This window comes from Nocardia sp. NPDC049149, from assembly GCF_043197455.1.
Classification (GTDB): domain Bacteria; phylum Actinomycetota; class Actinomycetes; order Mycobacteriales; family Mycobacteriaceae; genus Nocardia.
This window is the reverse complement of record NZ_JBICTD010000001.1, coordinates 424,960-448,171: the sequence shown is the minus strand read 5'-3', so window position 1 is coordinate 448,171 and position 23,212 is coordinate 424,960. Positions and strand designations below refer to the sequence as shown.

Sequence of the window (23,212 nt, the reverse complement as noted above, 5' to 3'; positions counted from 1 at the left end):
GAGCCGTCCCCGGCAGGAGCGGCCGTCCCGACCGCGTGTGTGGCCGGAAAGTTATCCGGGGGCTGAATGATTGTCGCCGTTCATCGTTCGAGACCTTCGATCATGATCGAGGACGAACTACAGTAAGAGTTATGGCTCGGAACTGGCCGATGATCGAGCGCGAGACCGAGTTCGAGGCGATCCGCGCGGCCCTCACCGGCAAGGAACATGTCGGCGCGGTACTGACCGGCGATGCCGGTGTCGGTAAAACGACGCTGGCAAGACAGGCAACCGCCGCCGTCGGCGGCAATATCCGCTGGGTAGCGGGCACCGAGTCGGCGCGAAGCATCCCGCTCGGTGTCTTCGCGCACATGGTCGGCGTCTATACGGCGCACGATCCGGTGACGTTCATGTCCGCGGCGCGCGAAGCGCTGCTCGCGGAGGGACACACCATCATCGGTGTCGACGACGCGCATCTGCTCGACCAGTTGTCGGCGACGTTGCTGCTGCAGCTGGCCATCGACAAGGCGGCGCACATCGTGGCCACCGTGCGCAGCGGCGTTCAGGTGCCCGACGCGGTCACCTCGCTGTGGAAAGACGGCCACCTGCTGCGCATCGACCTGAATCCGTTCAGTCAGCGCCAGAGCGTCGATCTGGTCGAGTCGATGCTCGGCGGGCAGCTCGAGGGCTTCACCGCCAACCTGATGTGGGAGTCCTCCGGCGGAAACGCCCTGTTCCTAAGGCATTTGGTGGAAGGCGCGCTGGAAGCCGGCTCGCTGCGCCAGGTCAACGGCGTGTGGCAGCTGCGCGGGCGGGCCGCGGTGACCTCGGAACTGGCTGCGCTGCTGGAAGACCGGGTCGAGCAGCTGCCGGACGAGGTACTGCGGGTGCTCGAGCTGCTCACCTTCTGCGAACCGATCGACCTGGACGTGCTGTCCGAACTGGCGGGCGAGGAGGCGGTGGAGGCCGCCGAAACCCGTGGCCTCATCCGGGTTGTCGAGAACTCGCACCAGCTGATCGTGCGATACAACCATCCGCTCTTCGGTGAGGTGATCCGGCGCAGGCTCGGCATCGCCTCGGCCCGCAGGCTGCGCGGCAGGCTGTACTCCTCGCTCAAGGAGCGGCCGATCAACTCCGCGCCGGATCGGATCCGGCTGGCCGAATTGGCTTTGGACAGCGACAAATCCGCCGATCTCGAGCTGTTCGAGGCGGCCGCGGAAGATGCCATCGGGCTGGCGAACCTGCCGCTCGGCGAGCGGTTCGCCAGGGCAGCGGTGGAACGCCGCGGCGGGGTGGAATCCGCGGATCTGCTGGCCAGGGCGTTGCTGTGGCAGGGCCATCGGATCGAGGCCGAGCGCACGCTGGCCAGCTTCGATCCCGACAAACTCAACGAGGTGCAGCTGGCCCGCTGGGGCAGCACCAGGGTGGCAAACCTGTTATGGGCCATGGGCGATGCCGATCGCGCCGACGAAGTGCTCACGCTGGTCCGCGGCAAGGTGCGGCATCCGAAGATCGTGGCGATCCTCGACGGGCTCGCCTCCGCGACCGCGGTCAACGAGAACCGGATCGACGCGGCCATCGCCGAGGCCGAGAAGGCGATGGCGGTGAAAGACGCACCGCCGTGGGCGATTTGGTGGGCGTCGTTCGGCGGTGGGCTCGCGCTGACGTTGATGGGCAAGGGCACGGCGGCGTTGGAGTACGCGGCACGCGGACACGAGATCGAGAGCGAGATCGACGGGCTCAACCGGTTCATGTCGACGCACGCCGAAGTGCTCGCGCTGATCTTCACCGGCGACCTGGAGGCCGCAAGACGCTGTGCCGCAGCCTATTTCGGCTATTCGGCGCCAGGGCAGTACCTGGCGTGGGGGATGTCGAAGATCCTGCAGGGCACCGTCGATGTGGCACAGGGGCACTTCCTGGACGGCATCGAGAATCTGGAGCAGGCGCTGGCCGCGCTGGCCACCGAAGGCGCGGCGGCGTGGATGTTCCCGGCGCGGATCCGGTTGGCCGAGGCCTATTCGGCACTCGGTCGCGCGACTGAAGCGGCCGAGGCCATCGGGGAGGCCACCGCGCGCGGCGGCAGGCACAGTGCGGTCTACGTGCCGCAGCTCGAGATCGCGCGCGCCTGGCATGCCGCCGCCGAGGGCACGGTCACCCCGGCCATCCGCCTCGCGATGGGCGCGGCCGATGCCGCGGCCCGCTCGAACCAGCACGCGATCGAGGCCATGGCGCTGCATGCCGCCGCCCGCTTCGGCGACCACTCCGCGGCGGGCAGGCTCGCCGATCTCGCGGCCAGGGTGGACGGCAGGCTGGTGCAGGCCCAGGCCAGGCACGCGGTCGCGGTGGCGGCGCACGACGGACCGGGACTCGATGCCGCCGCAGCCGAATTCGAGCGGATCGGCGCGCTGCTTTCGGCCGCGGATGCGGCCGCCCAGGCGGCGTCCGCGCACGAGCGGGCGGGCGATCGCCGCCGCCTGCTCGAATCGGCCGCCGCGGCCAACCGGCTCGCCGCCGCGTGTGGCGGTGCGAGCACGCCCGCGCTGCGGCAGGCCGCCCAGCCGCTGCCGTTGACCGCCCGGGAACGCGAGATCGCCAATCTCGTTGCCGCAGGCCTGTCCAACCGCCAGATCGCCGACCGCCTCACCGTCTCGGTGCGCACCGTCGAGGGCCACCTCTACCGCGCCTGCATCAAGATGGACGTCACCGACCGAGAGTCGTTGGGCGCCTTGATGCGTGGTGAATCCACGCCCGGCTGACCGCAGTACGCCGGGCGGACCCCAGATCCGCACCCTTTCTGTGCATCCGCACTGCTTCTGGCACCCCGCAGCGGGTGCGGATTCGCTGAAAGGGTGCGGATTTTGGTGGGGCACGTCGCGCGCCTAGCGGTTGAGGTGGTTGCCGGGCACGATGGCCGCCTACTGGGCGCGTAGTTGTGGCCAGAGTACTGTCCACGGCACTGTTCGTCCCGTCAAAAGGGTTGCCAGGTCCGGGATTACGGGCTCGGAGTCGGTGAACGCGGCGGTGAGCTGTGGCGGTGGGGTACCGAGAAACAGTACGGCCGTGGCGGTTTCCGGTGGGGCGCCGAAGTAGTAGTACGCGCGGTGTGGGCTGTAGGCGCGTGGCAGGCCCGTCGCGCCACGGTTCACGTCGACGGCGGCGGCGAAGGGGTAGCTCTCGGCGAGGATGGCCGTCTGCGAGCGTTGCTCGGCCGGGAGTCCGTTGTAGGCCGCGGCGACGGCGTCCGAGAGATCGCCGATCATGGTGTCGGACTGGATGAATGCCCGCGCGGTCAGGATGGCGGTGGTATCAGGAATGCGTTCCGCCCAGGAGCGTGGATACACCGGGACCGCGGCCGCGCCCATCGCGAGCCCGGCCGTCAGAGCGACCGCGACGAGCACCCGGACCACAACGTGCTTGCTCAATCCGGCCACGACCACTGCGCCTGCGGCGATCGGCAGCGCGTACAAACCTGCCGTGTAGTACGAGCGCCCCGAACTCACCAGGTAGGCAAGGAAAACCAGGGCGAGCGCGGCACCGGCGAATCGATAGGTGCGAAACCGCTGACCGAACAGCAGCGCGGGAAATCCGATCAGCAGCAACGGCAACCCGACCGCGAGGCCCGCACCCGCCGCGCTGTCCCAGAGAAACCGGCCGACACCGGGAAACTCGGCGGCCACCACCTCCGACATGTGCGTGTACGGCCACGAATTCTGTTGCTGCCAGATCAGATTCGGCACGGTGGCCAGCGCCGCGACGAGCCCGCCGACCCACAGCAAGGGCCTGCCGACCAGACGCCGCGGCCTGAACACCAAGGCGCACAGCACGAGTGCCACCCAGAGCGCGGGCACCAGGAACTTCGTCTGCAACGACAGCACCGTCACCAGCCCTGCCCCGAGCAGCAGCCGATCGTCGGGCCGCCCCTCGGCGTGCAGCCGGGCCCAGCGGACCACCAGAAACACGATCGCGGTCCAGAACACCGGATCCAGCGAGTACGTCGCGAGCCAGTGACACAGCACCACTGCGGTGGACAACGCGTACCCGATCGCCGCGAGCACCTGCGCGCCGCGACCGCCGCCCAACTCGCGCGCCAGGAGCGCGGTGAGGACGATGCCGACCGCCGCGGCCACCGTGACGGGCAGCCGCAGCGCGGTCAGCGAGTCGGGCGCAAGGTGATTCATCGCCGCCGCCAACGCCGGGATCAGCGCGGGTTGGTCGAAATAGCCCCAGGCCAGGTGATCGCGGCCCGCGACGACGAAGTACGCCTCGTCGAAGAAGTAGCCGTAGTTGCGGCTGGCGATCAACAGGGCCAGCCCGGCGATCCCCGCCACCGCGAGCACCGGCGCCCATGCCACCCGAGGCAGCTCCGGCCCTGGGTCGAGCGGTGCCACGTCTATCGATGATTGAGCCTCTGCAGTGGGCATGTCCCACCCTCCGTCGTTGTCTTCCGAAGCCGACCTGAGCGCGCGCCCACCGATTGTGCGGCCGGCGCCCGTCCTGCCGAATCCGCCGCAGGTATCGACCGGAGTAGGGACGAAGGACTACCCCAACCACGCAGAGGGACCACGCCGGTGCACACCTTTGTCGAGTAACACGCCGAATCGGATATTCGATATGCCATTGCGACGTTCGTTCGAAACCGCCGTTGCCTCGATCTGGAATGGGTAGGTTTGCGATTCGGACGGCGCGGAGCTGCCCCCGATATCGGGGGATACCGACCGGGCGAGATCGCCTGTTACCGTCCATCATCCAGCCCGAATCCTGTGCACGCCGCGACTCGACACGGTGAATTGAGCGAGTGGGGAGCGACTGTGCGCAGTTACTGCGGAAGGTCGATAATTGTCCAGAAAAAAGTTGAGCAGCGTACTCGTCGGCGCAGGCGTGCTTGCCGCCATGATCGGCCTCAGCGCACCCGCCTCGGCCAGTGAGTACCGGAGTTTCGACCTACCGCTGCTGACCACGGGGGCCGACGGGATCGGCTGCGCGGGCGACGTCTGGGGAATTGGTCAGAGTTATCCACAGGGCGATGTGCCAGGCCAGGTCAGCCTGCAGTTGAAGGGCTGGCTGAAGGTATTCGGCGTGCCTGCACCGTGGTGTGAGTTGACGCCGACGGTGCAATGGCGAAACTTCACCACCGGCGAATCAGGCGCGGTGCCCGTCCGTTTGGGTAATTGGCAGCCGTTCTTCTGGGTGGCGCCGAAAGTGGGCAACATCGACCACCTCTACACCGGAGCGGGTGACGTCGAGATTTCCATCACCACTAATTACCCGCACTCGCCGAGCGTTACCAGGGTCACGGTTTACTGACGCCGGCACAGGTGGAGCTTCTGCTTATGTCCTGGTGAGGAATTCACCGACGACAGGAGCAAGAAGCTCCACCTTCGGGTTATGGCTGAGTTTCGGGATCTCCTGAAATTCGGCATCGGTGAGAACGGCCGCGATCGCCTCGGCGCCGGTCCGCAGCAGGGGAATGCTCTTGGCGCCCGCGATGACCAAGGTCTCGGCCTTGACCCCGGCCCAGTCCTCGGTGCGCAACGGTTCGCCGCGCATGAACTCGTGCATCACGGCCCAGTCGTGCGGTGTCGAGTTCGCGGTGGCGAGCAGGTTCTTCCAGAACGGGGTGAACCGGATGACGGCGACCATCGCGCGCGGCATGCCCATGGCCTTGGTCATGTAGAAGCGCACGGTGTCGGCGCGGCGGTCGGCGGCCACCAGTTCGTGCAGGGTGGTGTGCAGGCCGGGATCGGGGACGAAGTGTTCGCGGTTCACCACGAACGGCGGCTCGAAGGCGACCACCTTGGTGATGCCGGGCACGCGGCCCGAACCTGCCGCACGCAGCACCAGACCCGCGCCGGACGAGATGCCGTACAGCGCCGCCGATCCGCCCACCGACTCGACCAGCGCGGTGAGGTCGTCGATTTCGTGCTCGACGTCGTAGTCGCCCGGTGTGTCGGTGCTGTCGCCGCGGCCGCGCCGGTCGTAGGTGAGGACGGTGAGGTCGTACTCGCGGTGCAGCGCCTCGGCCAGCGCCACCGTCTTGGGGAAGTTCCGGTAGCCGAAGGCGCCGTCGACCAGGATCACGGTCCCTGCGGTGCCGTCGCGGCGGTCGTACGCGATCACGGTGCCGTCCGCGGAAGTCACTGTGTGCACGGCTGTCTCACTTTCCTCGGGCCGTCCGGCCACTGTTCGTCGGTGCTTGTGCCTGTTCAGACGGTGCGTGACGACGGGACTAATCGGTGTCGGCTCAGAACAGTGTCGGCTCGCCGAAGCCGGGCGTGCGCTCGATCTCGAGCAGGTGCTGCTTGGTGGTGATGCCGCCGGGCGCGGAGAAGCCGGTCAGGGCGTTGTCGGCGGCGAGCACACGATGGCAGGGGATGATCAGCGGAATCGGGTTGCGGCCGAGGGCCTGGCCGACGGCCTGGGCGGCGCCTGGCGCGCCGATGCGGTCGGCCACCTGGCCGTAGGTGAGGGTGTGACCGGGGTCGATGGCGCGGGTCACCTCGTAGACCGCACGGTGGAACTCCGGAATTCCGCTGGTGTCCAGGGGGATCCAGCGCAGGTCGTCGAGTTCGCCTGCGAGATGGGCGCGGATGGCCTCGATGGCCTCGGCGATCGCGCCGGTGGGGGTCTCTTCGCGGACCTCGTCGTCCGGCAGGCCTGCGCGACGGCGCGTGATGCGCGCACGGGTCGCGGCGGGGCTTGCTTCGGGGAGCTGGAACCGGATCACGGTCGCTCCACTCCACGCGATCGCACAGCGGCCGATCGCGGAGTCGAAGAGTGTTGCCTCGGCGGACAGGCAACGCGGGTCACTCATGCTGCCAGTGTGCACCGGGGCACCGACAAGTACACAGATACCAGTCCAGTTTTACTCAACTGGCCTTGATTCCTAGTGTGCTTCGGTCAGCGAGGGGACCGAGCTGTCGGACGCCGTCGCGGGTCGCGGCTTTTCGCGCCGCACCGCTGCCCGTGCCTTCGGCCGACCTGGCGTCGCAAATGCTCTGGACTACTTGCGATTTCGTTGGCTGCGCCGCGGCGTCTTCGCCCGAAGCCTGCGCCGATTGTGCGAGCTCATCGGTGGTCGGGTCGAGCGCAGGCCTGGTGTCAGGCAGGTCGCTGCGCCCGTAGATCGCGGCCAGATCCGAGTAGCGGCGTTGGTCCTCGTAGTACGAGGTACTCCAGTCGGACATCGGGGTGCGCGGATGAAAACGCTCGAGCCGGAACGCCCGTTCGGCGCCCCTGGGCAGGTAGTGATAGATGGCGTAGCCGAAGACGGCGACGACCAGCAAGGCGGCAAAGGTGCTCATGTACCCAGCTTGCGCGCGACTGGCCTTGCTTTAAATATCCAATCCCTCAATACTGGACTGTATGGCGACGAGAGTGATCGGCGCGGGCACCCTGGCCCGCGACCTTGGCCGGTGGCGGAGTATCGATGCGGACGGCGAGAGCGTGGCGTCGGCGCGGCGGTCCGCGCGCCCGGCGTATCTCGCACTCGCCGAAGGCATTCGGCTGCTGATCCACGACGGGCGGGCGCCGCTCGGCGTCGCGTTGCCGAGCGAGCGTGACCTCGCCGCCACCCTCGGGGTCAGCCGCACGACGATCACCTCGACGTATTCGCTGCTCCGGGAAAACGGCTACCTGATCAGCAGACAAGGGTCGCGCAGCACGGTCGCGCTGCCGCGGGACGTGCAGCACGACGGCAGCAAGCCGGCCAGGAGCATCCTGGCGATGATGGGGGCCTCCGAGCTGCCGACCATCGACATGACCTATGCCGCGATGGCCGCCCCGATGGAGATGCAGGAGGCATATTCGGTTGCGCTGGAAGGCATTCCGGCCTACCTGGGGACGCACGGCATGGACCCGGTCGGTGTGCTCGCGTTGCGCGAGGCGATCGCCCGCCGCTTCACCGCACGCGGCCTTGCCACCGATCCGGACCAGATCCTGGTCACCCTCGGCGCCCAGCACGGCCTGCGGCTGCTGCTGAACGTCCTGACCGCCCCCGCGGCCAGGGTGCTCATCGACCACCCCACCTACCCGAACGCCATCGAGGCGATCCGCGATGTCGGCGCCCGCCCGGTTCCGGTGCCGCTGCGGCCCGAGAGTCCGGACAAGGGCTGGGATCTCGACGGAATCCGCAGTGCCGCACGGCAAACCGCGGCCACCCTGGCGTATCTGGTGCCCGACTTCAACAATCCGACCGGGCTGCTGCTCGATGCGGAGGGTCGCGCGGAACTGGCCGCCATCGCCAGGGAAACCCGGATGACCGTCGTGGTCGACGAGTCGATGGGTGAGCTCGACCTCTCCAGCGACGAGTTGCAGCCGCCGGTCGCCGCCTTCGCCAAGGGCAACGAGATCGTCACCATCGGCTCGGCCTCGAAGTCGTTCTGGGGCGGCCTGCGCGTCGGCTGGATCCGCACGAATCAGCCGCTGATCACCAAACTGCTCGGCATCCGCTCCACGGTCGACCTGGGTACGCCGGTGATGGACCAGTTGGCCACCGTGCACCTGCTCGCCAATGCGGGCCCCATTCTCGAGCGCCGCCGCGGCCAGTTGCGCGCGCAGCGTGCCACGCTGATCGAGGCCCTTGCCGAGGAACTGCCGGACTGGCGGCCGACTTTCGGCGCCGGCGGCATGTCGGTGTGGGCTCAGCTGCCTGCTCCGGTGTCGACGGCACTGGCCGCGACCGCGCCGAACCACGGCGTATTGCTGGCTGCCGGACCACGATTCGGGGTGCAAGGCGCCTTCGAGCGGTTCATTCGGCTGCCCTTCACCCATCAGGAGCCCGAACTCCGGCTGGCGGTCAAGGCGATGGCGGCCGCCTACGAGGCGCTGACGCCGCGCGCTGCCGATCCGCTGCAGCCGCTCACCTGCTACTGAGCCGTGGGTTACCGGCGGTTGCCGATACCGTTCATGAGCGTGTCGATGACGCGGCGCGCGAGGGTGTCCGGGTCGGCGTTGCCGTCCAATGTTGTGTTGCCGTGCACGGTTTCGGTGATCAGCGCGAGGTAGACCCGCCTGGCCCAGGCCAGATCGGTGTCGGCCGCGATGAGTGCATCGGCTTGGGCTCTGACGAACACCGCGTCGCATTTGGCGTAGACGTCCGACTGGAGGGCCGCGACTTCGGGATCGGTGCTGTCGACGCGTTCGAGCGCGTAGGCGGCGCCGTACTTGATCTCGATGACGTTGGCGGTGGCCTGGTGCAGCGCGACCAGTGGCGGCGCGGTCTGCGGTCGGGCCGCGTCCACTGCCGCGGCGATCCGCCGCCATGCCGCAACGGCCATGGTGCGCAACAGATCCTCGCGGTTGGCGAAGCGCCGGTGCACCGTCGTGCGGGCGACCCCGGCGGCCTCGGCGATCTGTTCCAGTGTGGCGTGCGGGTTTTCGCTCAGCACGCGCTCGGCCGCGTCCAGGATGACGCGCACGGTGCGTTCGGCGTCGGCGCGCAGCGGTCGTGCGGACGTGGGCGGCATGGGACTCCTGTTCGCTGGTTTCTCTCCGAGATAGTACATGTGAGCTGCGGTTTCTACATTAACTGCAACAATTATGTTGCAATTACTAGAAAAAAAGCTACTCTAATGTTGCACGCACACTCGAGGAGTTAGATATGACCCGCTCAGGTAAGACCGCCCTCGTCACCGGCGCATCGTCGGGCATCGGCGCGGAGTTCGCCGCCGCGCTCGCCGCTCGCGGCGACGACCTCGTCCTCGTCGCCCGCTCGCTGCCGCGACTGGAAGCCCTTGCGGCGCAACTTCGCCAGCGCCACGGCGGCCGAGTCGAGGTGATCGGCCAAGACCTCACCGCGCCCGACGCCGCCGCCCGGGTGGCGAACGAGCTTGCTGCGCGCGAGCTTTCGGTGGACATCCTGATCAACAACGCAGGCTTCGGCAGCGCGGGCCGCTTCGAAGACCTGGACGCCGATCGCGAGCAGGAGCAACTGATGGTCAATGTCGTTGCGCTGTCCGGGCTCACCCGTCGCCTGATCCCCGGGATGCTCGCGCGCGGCAGCGGCGAGATCGTCAACGTCGCCTCGACCGCCGCGCTGCAGCCCGCGCCGTACTTCGCGACCTACGCGTCCGGAAAGGCGTTCGTGCTGAACTTCAGTCTCGCGCTGTGGAGTGAGTACCACGGACGTGGCATCAAAGTCCTTGCCGTCTGCCCAGGCCCGACCGAGACCGCGTTCTTCGACGTCGTCGGTACCCGTGATGCCGCCATCGGCGGCCGGTTGGGCACCGCCGCGGACGTCGTCGGGGCCGCGTTGCGCGCACTGGAGCGCAACAAGGGCTACATCGTGCCTGGGCGGGCGAACTTCGCTGCCGCACATCTGATGCCGCGTCGCCCGCGCACGCTGGTCGCCAGAATTGCCAAGCTGGTCACCCGCGGGGTGGCCGACGGCGGTCGGCCGATCAGCGCGGACCGGGTCACCGCGTGATCCACCCGAAACGACGCAGGCCCCCGGCGGCTGCCGGGGGCCTGCGATCCAGGTGAGAAGTCAGTTCGCCCAAACGGATTCGATCGGCGTCGCCACGGTCGGCGGCGGGGTGGGGGTGCCGTTCGGCGTGCGCGAGAAGCGCGGCGCAGGCGCGTGCTGGGTGATGTTGTCGACGTCGATCAACGAGCCACGGGCCGTGAGGTGTTCGTTCTTCGTGGCTTCTTCGAAGGTGAGGACGGGGGAAACGCAGGCGTCGGTGCCGACGAAGATCGCGGCCCACTCGTCCCTGGTCTTGGACCGGAAGCGTTCGGTGAACAGCTTTTTCAGCGTTTCCTGACCGGCAGGGTCGATCTGGTACGGCAACCCTTCCGGATCGATCTCCAGCCCCGCGAGCAGCTGTGCATAGAACTGCGGCTCGATCGCGCCGACCGCCATGTACTTGCCGTCGGCGGTTTCGTAGGTGTCGTAGAACGACATTCCGGTGTCGAGCAGGTTCACGCCGCGCTCGTCGGACCAGGCGCCGTGCCCGCGCATGCCCCAGATCATGTGCGAAAGGGCAAGCGCGCCATCGACCATAGCCGCGTCCACCACCTGGCCCTTGCCGGAGGTCTGCCGCTCGACCAGCGCGGCGAGCAGACCGAACACCAGGAACATCGAGCCGCCACCGAAGTCGCCGACCATGTTCAGCGGTGGCACCGGGCGTTCGCCCTTGCGGCCGATGGCGTGCAGCACGCCGGTGATCGAGATGTAGTTGATGTCGTGGCCTGCGCGGTCGGCCAGCGGGCCCTCTTGGCCCCAGCCGGTCATCCGCCCGTAGACCAGCCGGGGGTTGCGGGCGAGCGCGTCATCCGGGCCGAGCCCCATCCGCTCGGTGACGCCGGGGCGGAAGCCCTCGATGAGCACGTCCGCCTTCTCGATCAGACCGAGCACCTTCTCGATGTCGGCTGGGTCCTTCAGATTGGCTTCGACGATGGTCCGCCCGCGCAGCTGCGGCCGGTCGAATCCGCCGGGCAGTTGCCCGGCGCGCTGCACCCGCACCACGTCGGCGCCCAGATCGGCCAGCAGCAATGCGGCGTGCGGACCAGGCCCGATCCCGGCGAGCTCGATGACCTTGATGCCCGCGAGCGGGCCCTTGACGGCGGTGGATGGAGTGCTCACGCCCTACCTCGGTTCGTCGTTGATCCAGCACCGGCGCCCCGGCGCTTCCTCCGGCAGGCCCGGAGGTTGTATTGACAGTATGACAATAACGCCAGCCCCTGGCACCGGCAGCGAAGCCTGCGACAATCGCGGAAGCGTCCGGTGCGCGGGCGCAGTGAGGTGGAGTCATGAGTGTTGCTGGGGAGATCGTCGTCGGCCTGGTCATCCTGGTCGGCCTGCTCGGCATCATCGTCCCGATCTTGCCGGGCGTCATCCTGATCTTCGGCGCAATCGCGGTGTGGGCCTTCATGACTGGTGGGGCGACGGCGTGGACCGTGTTCGCCATCAGCACGGTCCTGCTCGTGTTGTCCGGCGTCATCAAGTACACCTGGCCCGGTCGAAAGATGAAGGACGCGGGCGTCTCCAACCGTGCCTTGGTGTTCGGCGCGATCCTCGGCATCATCGGTTTCTTCGTGATCCCGGTCGTCGGCCTCTTCGTCGGATTCGTACTCGGCGTGTTCCTTTCGGAACTGCACCGCCTCCGCACCGGCCAACAAGCCTGGCAGGCAACAGTGCACGCACTCAAGGGCGTCGGCCTGTCCATGCTCATCGAACTCTTCGGCGCCCTCCTCGCCACCGGCGTCTGGCTGATCGGCGCCATCGTCGCCTGAAGTGGCGCAGCGCTATTCGATGATCGGGAGTGGCAGGGTGTCTGCTGCTTCGAGTTCGAAGACGGCGTCGCGGCGGATGGGGAGGGTTGGCTGTTCGGTGCGGTGCAGGGGGAGGGTCGGTATGGGGTCGCTGGGGGCTTCGCGGATCCGGGCCGGGAGTCGGTAGAAGGCGCGGGCGTTGTCTTCCAGAACGGCGAACATGTCGGTGCCGACGACGTCGCAGATCAGATTGACGTCGGCGTCCTCGAAGGGCCGGCCCGCGCGGGTGCCTGGCAAGTCGGTGCCGAACATGAGGGCCTCGGGGTTGACCGTGTGGATGCGGCGCAGCGTTTCCGCGACATCGAGGGCGACCCTGCCGAAACCTGTCGCCTTGACCTTGGCGCCGCGGTCGACCAGATCCAGCAGATAGGGCAGGCCCTCCTCGGACATGCCGAGGTGATCGATGGAGAAGGCGGGCAGCTTGGAGATCACCGGCTGCAGCGACGCGAGCATCTGGCCGTCGATATAGACCTCGACATGCCAGCCGACGAGCTCATGGGCGCGCAACGCCTGCAAGGTCATCCCGGTGATGTCGGCGGCGGCTCGCTTGAGGTTGAAGCGCAGGCCGCGCACGCCGATGCGGTCGAGCTCGATGATCTCCGCATCGGTGGCATCGAGATCGAGCCTGGTCACCCCGACCCACCCGGCGCCGAGCTCGGCGAGGGCCGCCTTCAGATATGCCTGATCGGTGCCCTGAAAAGACCCGCTGACCACGGCACCACCGCCGACATCGAAGCGCGACATGCGCTTTCGATAGTCGGCGATGGTGAACAGGTCAGGCAGGTAGCCCTCGTTCTCGACCAGAGGAAACCTCGGGTCGAAGATGTGGACATGGGCGTCGAACACCTGTACAGAATGCCTCAGTACCGGAGTTTTTGCTGTGACGGACCTCCGGCTAGACCTTGTGCGGTTCGCTGGCCCTGAGCATGTCTTCGCGTTCGACCACCTTGACGCGTTCACGTCCTTCGGGCTCACCGAGGGCACGCTCGTGCGCGTCGAGCCGGTACCAGCCCTGCCAGGTGGTGAACGGAATGCCCTTGCTCTCCAGGAACTCGGTGACGGCGTCGAGCTCGGGCCGTTCGGCCGGGGTGAAGTTCTTGCTGTCGTCGAGCAGGCAGGCCACCGTCTCGTTGGCGTCGCCCTTGGTGTGGCCGATGAGGCCGACCGGGCCGCGCTTGATCCAGCCGGTGACGTAGGTGGCCGGGATGTAGCGGTCGGCGCCGTCGGCGTTCTCGTCGGCGATGACGCGCCCCGCCTCGTTCGGCACGGTGCCCGCCTGATCGTCGAACGGCAGGTTGGTCAGGTTCTGCGACAGGTAGCCGACGGCGCGATAGATCGCCTGCACGTCCCATTCCTTGAAGGTGCCGGTGCCCTTGACGTTGCCGGTGCCGTCGAGCTGGGTGCGCTCGGTGCGCAGGCCGACGACCTTGCCGTCTTCGCCGAGGATTTCCGAGGGCGACTCGAAGAAGTGCAGGAACAGCTTGTGCGGGCGGTTGCCGACGTCGCGAATCGCCCACTGCTCCAGGGTGTTCGCGATCATGTCGACCTGCTTGGAGTGGCGCCGCGCCGCCTCGGAGCCTTCGTCGTAGTCGATGTCCTCGGGATCGACGATGACCTCGATGGTCGGCGAGTGGTCCAGTTCGCGCAGCTCCAGCGGCGTGAACTTGGCTTGCGCCGGGCCGCGGCGGCCGAACACGTGCACCTCGACGGCCTTGTTGGCCTTGAGGCCGGAGTAGACGTTCGGCGGGATCTCGGTGGGCAGCAGCTCGTCACCGGTCTTGGCCAGCACGCGCGCCACATCGAGGGCGACGTTGCCGACGCCGAGCACGGCGACCTTCTCCGCGTCCAGCGGCCAGGTGCGCGGCACGTCCGGGTGCCCGTCGTACCAGGACACGAAATCGGCGGCGCCGTAGGAACCGTCGAGCCCGATGCCGGGGATGTCCAGTGCGCGGTCGGCGTTGGCTCCGGTGGAGAAGATGACCGCGTCGTAGAAGCTGCGCAGGTCGTCGAGGGTGATGTCGGTGCCGTAGTCGATGTTGCCGAGCAGGCGGACCTGCGGCTTGTCGAGGACCTTGTGCAGGGCGGTGATGATGCCCTTGATGCGCGGGTGGTCCGGTGCGACGCCGTAGCGAATCAGCCCGAACGGCGCGGGCATCCGCTCGAAGAGGTCGATGCTCACCTCGGCATCGGACTTCATCAGGGCGTCTGCGGCGTAGATACCGGCCGGTCCGGCGCCAACGATGGCGATGCGGAGCGGGCGGGAACCTGCACTCTGTTCGGTCATCTTTTACGCGCACCCTTTATTGGTCGAGAACAATTACGGCGTCTTCCTTAGCCTAGGCTAAGTTACGCGCTGGCTGGTTGCACCTGTCGATGCGGACACCGGAGTCGTCGGCTCGTGGCCACTCCTGCCGCGGCTATGACAGCAGGCCGCAGTCCCGCGATTCTATCGGTGGTGGCGAGTGCGGCCCCGGGCGGTGCGTGAACTGAGTGGATGCCGCACTGCCCGTTCCGTCCCGGTTACCCACTGCGCGTGCCCGAATCACCTCGCGGTGTCGCCGGCATCGGCGCAGGCCGCCGCATCGTGTGGGGGTGGTCGGCGGATAACCGGGCCGACCAGGGATCATCGTCGTTATGAGCGATCAGCAACCGCCCGCGGACGACGAGGTCATCGTGGTCGATCAGACCGACAAACGGTCGGTCGCGCCGTTCGTCGCGGCGGCCGTTGTCGCGGTGCTCGTGCTCGGCGCGATCATCCTCGGCGGGGTGCTCTCGCCCGCTGAGAAAAATGTCACAGAATCCGACCGGATCGCCGCAGCGGTGCGTGGCTTCGTCGAGGGCTCCAACCAAACCGAGGCAGTGCCCCCACCAGGCACGGGCTGCCAGGGCTTCGTGCCGGAGCGGTCGCCGCTGGCCGGACGATCCGGGCGCGGAAAGACCGTGGAAATCACGCAACTCGTCGATCCGATGGTCGATGGCGACCGGGCTAAGGCGACCGTGACGACCAAAGTCGACGGCGTCGAGCAGACCGCGACCTGGAATCTGACCCGATCCGGCAACAAATGGCTGGTCTGCACGTAACCGTTTCTCACCTCTTGAACAGCCGTTTGACAGGTTGACCCCTGTCCAGGCAATCTCAATCGAAGGTCATGAGAACCAGTGACAAGCCCCGGCAATACTGGTCGGCAACCCTCCTCCGCGGTGGGGTGCTCCGGGTGACGACCTGGCCGTGCGTCAAACCTGAGCGCGGCAAGTGCGGATTCTAGGAGGTCCACATGAGTTATGCCGGTGACATCACCCCACAGCAGGCCTGGGACCTGTTGCGGGACAATCCGGAAGCCATTCTGGTCGACGTGCGTACTGCCGCCGAGTGGAAGTTCGTCGGCGTGCCAGACACCAGTTCGATCGAGCGGGAGACCGTGCTGATCGAATGGGTCGACGCCACCGGCACCCGCAACAGCGAGTTCACCGAAGAGCTGGTCAAGGAGCTGGAGGGGCACAACCCCGAGGCACCGGTGATCTTCCTCTGTCGGTCGGGCCAGCGCTCCATCGGCGCGGCGATCGCCTCGACCAACGCGGGCTTCGGCACGTCCTACAACGTGCTCGAGGGCTTCGAGGGTCCGCTCGACGAGAACGGGCATCGCGGCGGCTCCGGCTGGCGTGCCCTCGGATTGCCGTGGCGGCAGTCATGAGTGGGTGCTGTCACGCTGCCGGGAGGCGGTCATGATCACCGGTGGTGCGTTCGACAAGCCGCTGCCCGAGGGCGTCGGCCCCGGCACGCTCGGCGTGCGCGGCGGGTTGCGGCGCTCCGGTTTCGAGGAAACCTCCGAGGCGCTGTATCTGACCTCCGGCTTCGTCTACGAGAGCGCGGAGGCCGCCGAGGCGGCGTTCACCGGTGACGTCGAGCATTTCGTCTACTCCAGGTACGGCAATCCGACGGTCGCCATGTTCGAGGAGCGGATGCGGCTGCTCGACGGCGCCGAGGCGTGTTTCGCCACCGCGAGCGGAATGTCCGCGGTGTTCACCGCTTTGGGCGCGTTGCTCGGTGCAGGCGACCGACTGGTGGCCGCGCGCAGCCTGTTCGGGTCCTGCTTCGTGGTGTGCAACGAGATCCTGCCGCGCTGGGGCATCGAGACCGTCTTCGTCGACGGCGAGGACCTGGACCAGTGGGAGCAGGCGCTGTCGGTGCCCACTCAGGCGGTGTTCTTCGAGACGCCCGCCAACCCGATGCAGACGCTCGTCGATGTGCGCCGGGTCACCGAGCTCGCGCATGCGGCGGGCGCGAAGGTGGTGCTGGACAACGTCTTTGCCACCCCGCTGCTGCAGCGCGGCTTCGAGCTCGGCGCCGATGTGGTCGTCTACTCCGGCACCAAGCACATCGATGGTCAGGGCCGAGTGCTCGGCGGCGCCATCCTCGGCGCACAGGACTACATCGACGGACCGGTGAAAACGCTGATGCGCCATACCGGTCCGGCGCTGAGCCCGTTCAACGCGTGGACCTTGCTCAAGGGCTTGGAGACCATGCCGCTGCGGGTGCGGCATTCGACCGAGTCCGCCTTGCGGATCGCCCGGTTCCTGGAGAGCAACAAGGCCGTCAGCTGGGTGAGATATCCCTTCCTGGAATCACATCCGCAGCATGCACTGGCCAACAGCCAGATGAGTGCAGGCGGCACCGTGGTCACCTTCGAGCTGAATGCGACTGCGCACGAGGCGAAGAAGCGGGCTTTCGAGGTGCTCAACCGGCTGCGCGTCATCGACATCTCCAACAACCTCGGTGACGCGAAGTCCTTGATCACCCACCCTGCCACCACCACGCACCGGGCCATGGGCCCCGAAGGGCGTGCCACTATCGGGCTGACCGACGGTGTCGTGCGGATTTCCGTCGGCCTGGAGGATGTCGAAGACCTCCTCGCCGACCTCGAACACGCTCTGAGCTGACGTTCGCGCCGGCTCGGTCACCGCCTGTGCGGGACCGGGTCGGGCGCGAAGCGGCCACCACTCGGATCGAAGCCGCATTACGCTGGGCGTATGCGGATTTCGGTGGCGGCGGACGAGTACGCCGGGGTGGCAGGCGAGCTGGTTGCCGAGCTCGGTCGGCGCGGGCACGACACGATCCTGCACGGGGCGCTGTCGGAGGCCGAGCGCGACGATTGGGCCTGGGCGAGCGAGGCGGCGGCGCGGGATGTCGCCGAGGGGCGGGCCGAGCAGGCGATCGTGTGCTGCTGGACCGGGACCGGCGCGTCGATTGCCGCGAACAAGGTGCACGGTGTGCGAGCCGCACTCTGCGCAGATGCCTCGACCGCGTCAGGCGCCCGCACCTGGAACGACGCGAATGTGCTTGCGCTGAGCCTGCGTTCGACCTCGCAGGCCGAACTTCGGGAGATTCTCGACGCCTGGTTCGCCGGTGCGCCGAGCGAGGACGCCGACGATCGCGCCAACGTCGAACACCTCGCCGCCATCGAACGCTGGCCCTTGACCTGAACCGCTGCCGATCACGGCCGAGTAGTCCCTGCATGTCCGGTGCGGGGATCGATGCTGCCCGCATCATTGACAGCATGCTGTCAAATATGACAGAATACTGTCATGACCAAGAAAACAGTTCACGTTGCCGTCTACAACACCTTCTCCGACTGGGAGATCGGCGCCACCACGGCGCACATCAACCGGACCACCTGGCAGCGGGAGCCGGGCACCTGGCAGACGAAAACGGTTGGGCTGAGCACGGATCCGATCACCACGCTCGGCGGCATGCGGGTCACGCCGGAACTGGCGGTGGCCGATCTCGATCCGGCCGACAGTGCGATGCTGATCCTCGCCGGCGCGGACTCCTGGGACACCGACGAACTCGTGCCGTTCGCGCGGAAGGCGCGCGAATTCCTCGCGGCGGGCGTTCCGGTCGCGGCGATCTGCGGTGCGACACTCGGGCTGGCCAGGGAGGGCCTGCTCGACACGCGCAAGCACACCAGCAACGTTCGAGAGTTCTTGCTGTACAGCGGATATGCGGGCGCCGACAACTATGTGGATGAGGCCGCGGTGACCGACGGTGATCTGGTCACCGCGGGCGGCACGTCGCCGTTCGAGTTCGCGCGCGAGGCGCTCGGCAGGCTCGGCGTCTACGAGCCGCATGTGCTCGACGGGTGGTACCGGCTGTACGGGCATTCCGATCCGGCAGGCTGGATGGTGCTCGAACAGTACGAGGAGCAGCGCTCGGCTCAGGTCGGATGACGAACAACGAGGTGGCGATCCGGCTCGTGCGGCCGGATCGCCAGGAGGTGACGTGTGGACAGGACTGAACAGGAGCTTTTCGCCACGGCCGCGATCACATCGTTCCGGTTGAACGGCCAGTTCCTCGCCATCGCCGAGGAACTGGCGCGCCCGGCGGGCCTCACCGCCGCCTGGTGGCAGGTGCTCGGCGCGGTGTTGCGCGCGCCGCTCCCGGTCGCAGGCATCGCCAGGGAGATGGGCATCACCAGGCAGAGCGTGCAACGCATCGCGGATCTGCTGGTGGACAAGGGACTTGCCGAATACCGTCCCAACCCCGCGCACCGCAGAGCCAAGCTCGTCGCCGCCACCGACACGGGCATCGAAGCGGTGCGCCGCATCAACCCGCAGCACGCGGTCGTCGCCAAGCGCCTGGTCGCCGAACTCGGCTACGACCAGCTCGCGGCCACCGTCGACCTGCTCACCCGCCTGTCGACCGCCTTGGACGCGATCGGTGTGGAAGAGGAGTGAGCGCTCTGATCGGTTGACGCGCAAGCCGATCGACCGAGCCGCTGCGAGCTGATCGGCCGAGCCGCTGCGAGCTGATCGGCCGAGGCACTGCGAGCTGATCGGTCGATGCGCCGCGGCCTACAGCCGCAGGCCACGTCAGTCGCCGACGGTGTACGTACCTACCGTCGATGCCACCGTGCATATAGGTGAAAATCGCCGACGCGAATGCCGGTGCGTTGATGGAAATCTCGATGTCAGCAAGCGACCACGGGTCGCAGGACACCGAGGAGGACACCATGAGCGCGGCACTAGAGAAGGCGGTGGCGCAGGAGTCGGCGACGCCGACCCGCGTTGCCCGCGGCACAGTGCTGGCGGCCGCGATGCTGACCATCATGGCCCCCGCCGTCATCGCACCGAGCCTGCCCGCCATGCGCGAGGTGTTCGCGGATGTGGCGGGGGCCGACGTGCTGGTGCGCCTGGTATTGACCATCACCTCGCTGGCCATCGGCATCAGCGCACCGTTCGCCGGGATGATCGCCGACCGGATCGGCCGCAAACCGCTGCTGACAGCCAGTCTCGTGCTGTACGCCCTGGCCGGAGTCGCCGGGTACTTCGTCGACGCCCTCGGTGTGTTGCTGGTGACCAGAGCGCTGCTCGGCGTTGCGGTCGGCGGCATCATGACCGCGGTCAGCGCCACCATCACCGACTGGTTCGACGGACCGAAACGGGCGTCGTTCCTCGGGCTGCAACAGGCTTTCGCCAGCATCGGCGGTGTCGTGTTCCTGCCGCTGGCCGGCTTGCTGGCCGCCTCGAACTGGAAATCGCCGTTCTGGATCTACGCCGCCTCGGCCGTCATCGTGCCGTTCGCGTTGCTCGCCCTGCGGGAGCGACCGCGAGGCGATGCATCGGGACCGGTTGTCGCCGACGACGGCGGGGCGCGGCCTGCGATCTTCGGGCCGATCGCCGGGCTCTACCTGCTCGCTTTCCTTGTGACACTTGCCTTCTACATGGCGCCGACCCAATTGCCGTTCCTGCTTGCGCAATTGGGCACCGGTCCGGCGGTGGTCGGCGCGGTGATCGCCGCGACAACGCTGAGCAGTGTCGGTGGCGCACTTGCCTTCCCGTCGCTGCGGGCCAGGTGGGCCCCTGCCGTCCTCACCGCAGCGAGCATCGCACTGCTCGGCGGCGGGTGGATCCTGGTCGGCACCGCGAGCACGGTGGCGCAAGTGGTGGCCGGACTGCTCGTCGGCGGCTTCGGCGTCGGCCTCGCCGTGCCCAATCTGAACCTGCGATTGAGCGACCTCGCCCCCGCCGCCCTCCGTGGCCGGATCCTCAGCGGGCTGGTCACCGGAATCTTCCTCGGCCAGTTCCTCTCTCCGCTGGTCGTCCAGCCGCTCATCCACCTCACCGGCATCGGCGGTGCGTTCGGCTGGTCCGGCCTCGCCTTGGTCGTCGGCGCGATCGTCGCCCTGCCGCTGCTCCGCAAGATCTAGCGATCCCCGAAGACCCAGCAAGTCAACGAATTTCGCAACAACCCACCGAGTCCGCGAACCCGCGGCGCCACTGCAAAGGATGAAAGACATGATCTACCACGGCAACCGCTTCACCCTCCGCGCCGACGCCACCCCCGAGGCGATCGAAGAAGCCCTCGAAAGCCTGCGCAACCAGGGACGGGTCATCCCGTCGGTGCAGTCCTTCGTCGTCGGTCCCGACTTCGGCGGTGAATACCAGTGGGGCGCAGTCTTCGTCATCGAAGACCTGGCAGGCTACTGGGAGTACCTGACCCACCCGGCCCACCGCAACACCGACCGCGTCGGGCTGCCCCTGGTCGAGAAGTTCGCCTCCTTCGACATCACCGACGACCTGGACCCGCAGATGGGCGAGAAGATCGCCGAACTGCACCAGCGCCGCTACGACAGCGACCCGGAACTGACCAAGCTGGTCTCGGATCTCGACGAATACAGCGGAAGCGCCGCCCCCGGCTCGCACGGCAAGTAAACCCGAACCCCGCAACCCCCTGTCGACTTGCTCGACAGGGGGTTCGTGCGTTGCGCGCACCCGCCGATCCAGGCCTCGCGCACCGGGTGAGCCGACAGCAGGTGCTCGAAAATCAGTCGGCGAAAGGCGCTTTGGTGCGGCCGACGAGATCGGCGACGGAGTCGAGCACCATCGTCGGGCGGTAGGGATACGCCTCGACCGACGAGCGGGTGGAGATGCCTGTGGTGACCAGGATCGTGCGCATCCCGGCCTCCAACCCGGAGATGACATCGGTGTCCATCCGGTCGCCGATCATCACCGTCGACTGCGAGTGCGCGCCGATCCGCCGCAGCGCCGACCGCATCATCAGCGGGTTGGGTTTGCCGACGTAGTACGGGTCGCGCCCGGTGGCGCGGGTGATCAACGCGGCCACCGAACCGGTGGCAGGCAGCGATCCGTCGCGGGACGGGCCGGTCGGGTCGGGGTTGGTCGCGATGAAGCTCGCGCCGCGCTCGATCAGGCGGATCGCGGTGGTGATCGCCTCGAAGGAGTAGTTGCGGGTCTCGCCGAGCACCACGTAGTCGGGTTCGCTGTCGGTGAGCACGTAGCCGATCTCGTGCAGTGCGGTGGTCAGGCCGGATTCGCCGACCACATACGCGGTTCCGTTGGGCCGCTGCTCGTTCAGGAAGGTGGCGGTGGCCAGCGCCGAGGTCCAGATCGCCTCTTCCGGAATGTCCAGGCCGGTGTGGCGCAGCCTGGCCTGCAGGTCACGCGGGGTGCGGATCGAGTTGTTGGTCAGCACCAGGAACGGGGTCGCGTTGGCGCGCAGCTCGGCGAGGAACTCGTCGGCGCCGGGCACCAGGTGGTCCTCGTGGACCAGCACCCCGTCCATGTCGGTGAGATAGGACAGGATCGGTTCAGCTTCGGTCACCAGACAATTGTCCGCTATCCGGCAGGGTCCGTGGGGTGAGACCGACGCGATGCGACCCTTCGCACACCGCGGAGCCGCGCTGACTATGGTCGGAGACGGCCGTGTGACGCGCGCGGACAGAGCTCATGCGATCGCCGCGGCGCGGGAACGTCCGCGCACCGGCGGCGGTTGTAGCGAGACGGGACCGCGGCGTGTCCGCGGCGGACAAACGGTGTGCGGGACCGCCCGCACAGGTGTGCAGCGAAGCGACAGGAGTGGCGCACATGGGTGACCTCAAGCTCGGATACAAGGCGTCGGCGGAACAGTTCGGACCGCGTGAACTGGTGGAAATCGCGGTGCTCGCCGAGGAACACGGCCTCGACAGCGCGACCGTGAGCGATCACTTCCAGCCGTGGCGGCACAAGGGCGGGCACGCGCCGTTCTCACTGGCCTGGATGGCCGCGGTCGGCGAACGCACCAAGCGGATCCAGCTCGGCACCTCGGTGCTCACCCCCACCTTCCGCTACAACCCCGCGGTGATCGCCCAGGCGTTCGCGACCATGGGCTGTCTGTACCCGGACCGGGTCATGCTCGGTGTCGGCACCGGTGAGGCGCTCAACGAGATCGCCACCGGCTACACCGGCGAATGGCCGGAATTCAAGGAGCGTTTCGCGCGCCTGCGGGAGGCGGTCGACCTGATGCGCGCCCTGTGGACCGGCGACCGCGTCGACTTCGACGGGCAGTACTACCGCACCGTCGGCGCCTCCATCTACGACGTGCCCAAGGGCGGCATCCCGATCTATGTTGCCGCGGGCGGACCGCTGGTCGCGCGCTACGCGGGCCGCACGGGTGATGGCTTCATCTGCACCTCGGGCAAGGGCATGGACCTCTATACCGAGAAGCTGATGCCCGCCGTCGCGGAGGGCGCCGCGAAGGCGGGCCGCACCGTCGACGACATCGACCGGATGATCGAGATCAAGATCTCCTACGACACCGATCCCGAACTGGCACTGGAGAACACCCGCTTCTGGGCCCCGCTGAGCCTGACCGCCGAGCAGAAGCACAGCATCACCGACCCGATCGAGATGGAAGCCGCCGCCGACGCGCTGCCGATCGAGCAGATCGCCAAGCGCTGGATCGTCGCCAGCGACCCCGACCAGGCCGTCGACCAGATCAAGCCTTACCTCGACGCGGGCCTCAACCACCTGGTCTTCCACGCCCCCGGCCATGACCAGCGCCGCTTCCTCGACCTCTTCCAGCGCGACCTCGGCCCCCGCCTGCGCGCCCTCGCCTGACATCGGGTGCAGCCGCACCGATATGTGGCCGAAACACCGACGCCGCACTGCCTTTCGGCGGTGCGGCGTC

Annotated in this window: 23 protein-coding genes and 1 riboswitch; of the genes, 14 read left to right on the top strand and 9 right to left on the bottom strand. The window is 67.7% G+C overall.

Annotated elements, in window-relative coordinates; all coding sequences use genetic code 11:
* Nucleotides 1-131: 131 nt before the first annotated feature.
* Nucleotides 132-2,735 carry a LuxR C-terminal-related transcriptional regulator gene (locus tag ACGFNJ_RS02225; RefSeq protein WP_393442453.1) on the top strand — a complete coding sequence of 868 codons (2,604 nt, stop codon included), beginning with the start codon at nt 132-134 and terminating at the stop codon, nt 2,733-2,735.
* 159 nt (nt 2,736-2,894) lie between these two features.
* Here the strand turns inward: ACGFNJ_RS02225 and ACGFNJ_RS02220 are convergent, their stop codons facing one another.
* Nucleotides 2,895-4,400 carry a glycosyltransferase family 39 protein gene (locus tag ACGFNJ_RS02220; protein WP_393442451.1) on the bottom strand — a complete coding sequence of 502 codons (1,506 nt, stop codon included), beginning with the start codon at nt 4,398-4,400 and terminating at the stop codon, nt 2,895-2,897.
* A 430-nt stretch (nt 4,401-4,830) separates the two neighbouring features.
* Between ACGFNJ_RS02220 and ACGFNJ_RS02215 the strand changes: the two genes are divergently transcribed.
* On the top strand, nt 4,831-5,283 hold the full coding sequence (locus ACGFNJ_RS02215) for a hypothetical protein (protein ID WP_393442449.1): 453 nt from the start codon (nt 4,831-4,833) through the stop codon (nt 5,281-5,283).
* Between the two features lie 24 nt (nt 5,284-5,307).
* On the opposite strand, the gene ACGFNJ_RS02210 is transcribed toward ACGFNJ_RS02215, so the two are convergent.
* From ACGFNJ_RS02210 to ACGFNJ_RS02200, 3 genes are all read right to left on the bottom strand, one after another.
* Entirely contained in the window at nt 5,308-6,126 is an 819-nt protein-coding gene (locus ACGFNJ_RS02210; protein ID WP_393442447.1) for an alpha/beta fold hydrolase, read from the bottom strand.
* A 94-nt stretch (nt 6,127-6,220) separates the two neighbouring features.
* On the bottom strand, nt 6,221-6,790 hold the full coding sequence (locus ACGFNJ_RS02205) for a methylated-DNA--[protein]-cysteine S-methyltransferase (protein ID WP_393442445.1): 570 nt from the start codon (nt 6,788-6,790) through the stop codon (nt 6,221-6,223).
* 55 nt (nt 6,791-6,845) lie between these two features.
* The gene (locus ACGFNJ_RS02200; RefSeq protein WP_393442443.1) at nt 6,846-7,280 is read right to left on the bottom strand and encodes a hypothetical protein; all 435 of its coding nucleotides are present in this window, start codon (nt 7,278-7,280) and stop codon (nt 6,846-6,848) included.
* A gap of 61 nt (nt 7,281-7,341) precedes the next feature.
* On the opposite strand from ACGFNJ_RS02200, the gene ACGFNJ_RS02195 reads away from it, so the two are divergent.
* Nucleotides 7,342-8,850, top strand: a complete 1,509-nt coding sequence (locus tag ACGFNJ_RS02195) for a PLP-dependent aminotransferase family protein (protein ID WP_393442441.1) — start codon at nt 7,342-7,344, stop codon at nt 8,848-8,850.
* Nucleotides 8,851-8,858: 8 nt separating this feature from the next.
* On the opposite strand, the gene ACGFNJ_RS02190 is transcribed toward ACGFNJ_RS02195, so the two are convergent.
* The gene (locus ACGFNJ_RS02190; RefSeq protein WP_393442439.1) at nt 8,859-9,443 is read right to left on the bottom strand and encodes a TetR/AcrR family transcriptional regulator; all 585 of its coding nucleotides are present in this window, start codon (nt 9,441-9,443) and stop codon (nt 8,859-8,861) included.
* Between the two features lie 134 nt (nt 9,444-9,577).
* On the opposite strand from ACGFNJ_RS02190, the gene ACGFNJ_RS02185 reads away from it, so the two are divergent.
* On the top strand, nt 9,578-10,402 hold the full coding sequence (locus ACGFNJ_RS02185; protein WP_393442437.1) for an SDR family NAD(P)-dependent oxidoreductase: 825 nt from the start codon (nt 9,578-9,580) through the stop codon (nt 10,400-10,402).
* A 60-nt stretch (nt 10,403-10,462) separates the two neighbouring features.
* Here the strand turns inward: ACGFNJ_RS02185 and ACGFNJ_RS02180 are convergent, their stop codons facing one another.
* A complete protein-coding gene (locus ACGFNJ_RS02180; protein ID WP_393442435.1) occupies nt 10,463-11,560 on the bottom strand; it encodes a CaiB/BaiF CoA transferase family protein in 1,098 nt (365 codons plus the stop codon).
* Between the two features lie 167 nt (nt 11,561-11,727).
* Between ACGFNJ_RS02180 and ACGFNJ_RS02175 the strand changes: the two genes are divergently transcribed.
* A complete protein-coding gene (locus ACGFNJ_RS02175; protein WP_393442433.1) occupies nt 11,728-12,210 on the top strand; it encodes a DUF456 domain-containing protein in 483 nt (160 codons plus the stop codon).
* Between the two features lie 12 nt (nt 12,211-12,222).
* Here the strand turns inward: ACGFNJ_RS02175 and ACGFNJ_RS02170 are convergent, their stop codons facing one another.
* Nucleotides 12,223-13,095, bottom strand: a complete 873-nt coding sequence (locus ACGFNJ_RS02170; RefSeq protein WP_393442431.1) for an amidohydrolase family protein — start codon at nt 13,093-13,095, stop codon at nt 12,223-12,225.
* 49 nt (nt 13,096-13,144) lie between these two features.
* Nucleotides 13,145-14,533 (bottom strand): FAD-dependent oxidoreductase, encoded by a 1,389-nt coding sequence (locus tag ACGFNJ_RS02165; RefSeq protein ID WP_393442429.1) that lies wholly within the window; start codon nt 14,531-14,533, stop codon nt 13,145-13,147.
* Nucleotides 14,534-14,883: 350 nt separating this feature from the next.
* Here ACGFNJ_RS02165 and ACGFNJ_RS02160 point away from each other — a divergent pair, with 350 nt between their 5' ends.
* The 8 genes from ACGFNJ_RS02160 (at nt 14,884) to ACGFNJ_RS02125 (ending at nt 20,958) form a co-directional block, all read left to right on the top strand.
* Nucleotides 14,884-15,330: a hypothetical protein gene (locus ACGFNJ_RS02160; protein WP_393442427.1), complete on the top strand. Its 447-nt coding sequence runs from the start codon at nt 14,884-14,886 to the stop codon at nt 15,328-15,330.
* Nucleotides 15,331-15,394: 64 nt separating this feature from the next.
* A riboswitch (SAM riboswitch) is annotated at nt 15,395-15,511 on the top strand.
* 13 nt (nt 15,512-15,524) lie between these two features.
* Nucleotides 15,525-15,941, top strand: a complete 417-nt coding sequence (locus tag ACGFNJ_RS02155) for a rhodanese-like domain-containing protein (RefSeq protein ID WP_393442425.1) — start codon at nt 15,525-15,527, stop codon at nt 15,939-15,941.
* A gap of 31 nt (nt 15,942-15,972) precedes the next feature.
* Entirely contained in the window at nt 15,973-17,187 is a 1,215-nt protein-coding gene (locus tag ACGFNJ_RS02150) for an O-succinylhomoserine sulfhydrylase (RefSeq protein ID WP_069167394.1), read from the top strand.
* 90 nt (nt 17,188-17,277) lie between these two features.
* On the top strand, nt 17,278-17,730 hold the full coding sequence (locus ACGFNJ_RS02145) for an RpiB/LacA/LacB family sugar-phosphate isomerase (protein WP_393442423.1): 453 nt from the start codon (nt 17,278-17,280) through the stop codon (nt 17,728-17,730).
* 102 nt (nt 17,731-17,832) lie between these two features.
* Nucleotides 17,833-18,474, top strand: coding sequence for a type 1 glutamine amidotransferase family protein (locus ACGFNJ_RS02140; protein ID WP_393442421.1), 642 nt, complete (start codon nt 17,833-17,835; stop codon nt 18,472-18,474).
* A 54-nt stretch (nt 18,475-18,528) separates the two neighbouring features.
* Entirely contained in the window at nt 18,529-18,981 is a 453-nt protein-coding gene (locus ACGFNJ_RS02135; RefSeq protein ID WP_393442419.1) for a MarR family winged helix-turn-helix transcriptional regulator, read from the top strand.
* A 230-nt stretch (nt 18,982-19,211) separates the two neighbouring features.
* Nucleotides 19,212-20,453 carry an MFS transporter gene (locus ACGFNJ_RS02130; protein ID WP_393442417.1) on the top strand — a complete coding sequence of 414 codons (1,242 nt, stop codon included), beginning with the start codon at nt 19,212-19,214 and terminating at the stop codon, nt 20,451-20,453.
* An 88-nt stretch (nt 20,454-20,541) separates the two neighbouring features.
* Complete coding sequence (locus ACGFNJ_RS02125) at nt 20,542-20,958, top strand: Dabb family protein (RefSeq protein ID WP_393442415.1); 417 nt, start codon at nt 20,542-20,544, stop codon at nt 20,956-20,958.
* A 112-nt stretch (nt 20,959-21,070) separates the two neighbouring features.
* Here the strand turns inward: ACGFNJ_RS02125 and ACGFNJ_RS02120 are convergent, their stop codons facing one another.
* Entirely contained in the window at nt 21,071-21,829 is a 759-nt protein-coding gene (locus tag ACGFNJ_RS02120) for an HAD-IIA family hydrolase (protein ID WP_069164823.1), read from the bottom strand.
* 302 nt (nt 21,830-22,131) lie between these two features.
* Between ACGFNJ_RS02120 and fgd the strand changes: the two genes are divergently transcribed.
* Entirely contained in the window at nt 22,132-23,142 is a 1,011-nt protein-coding gene (gene fgd, locus ACGFNJ_RS02115; protein WP_393442413.1) for a glucose-6-phosphate dehydrogenase (coenzyme-F420), read from the top strand.
* Nucleotides 23,143-23,212: the final 70 nt, after the last annotated feature.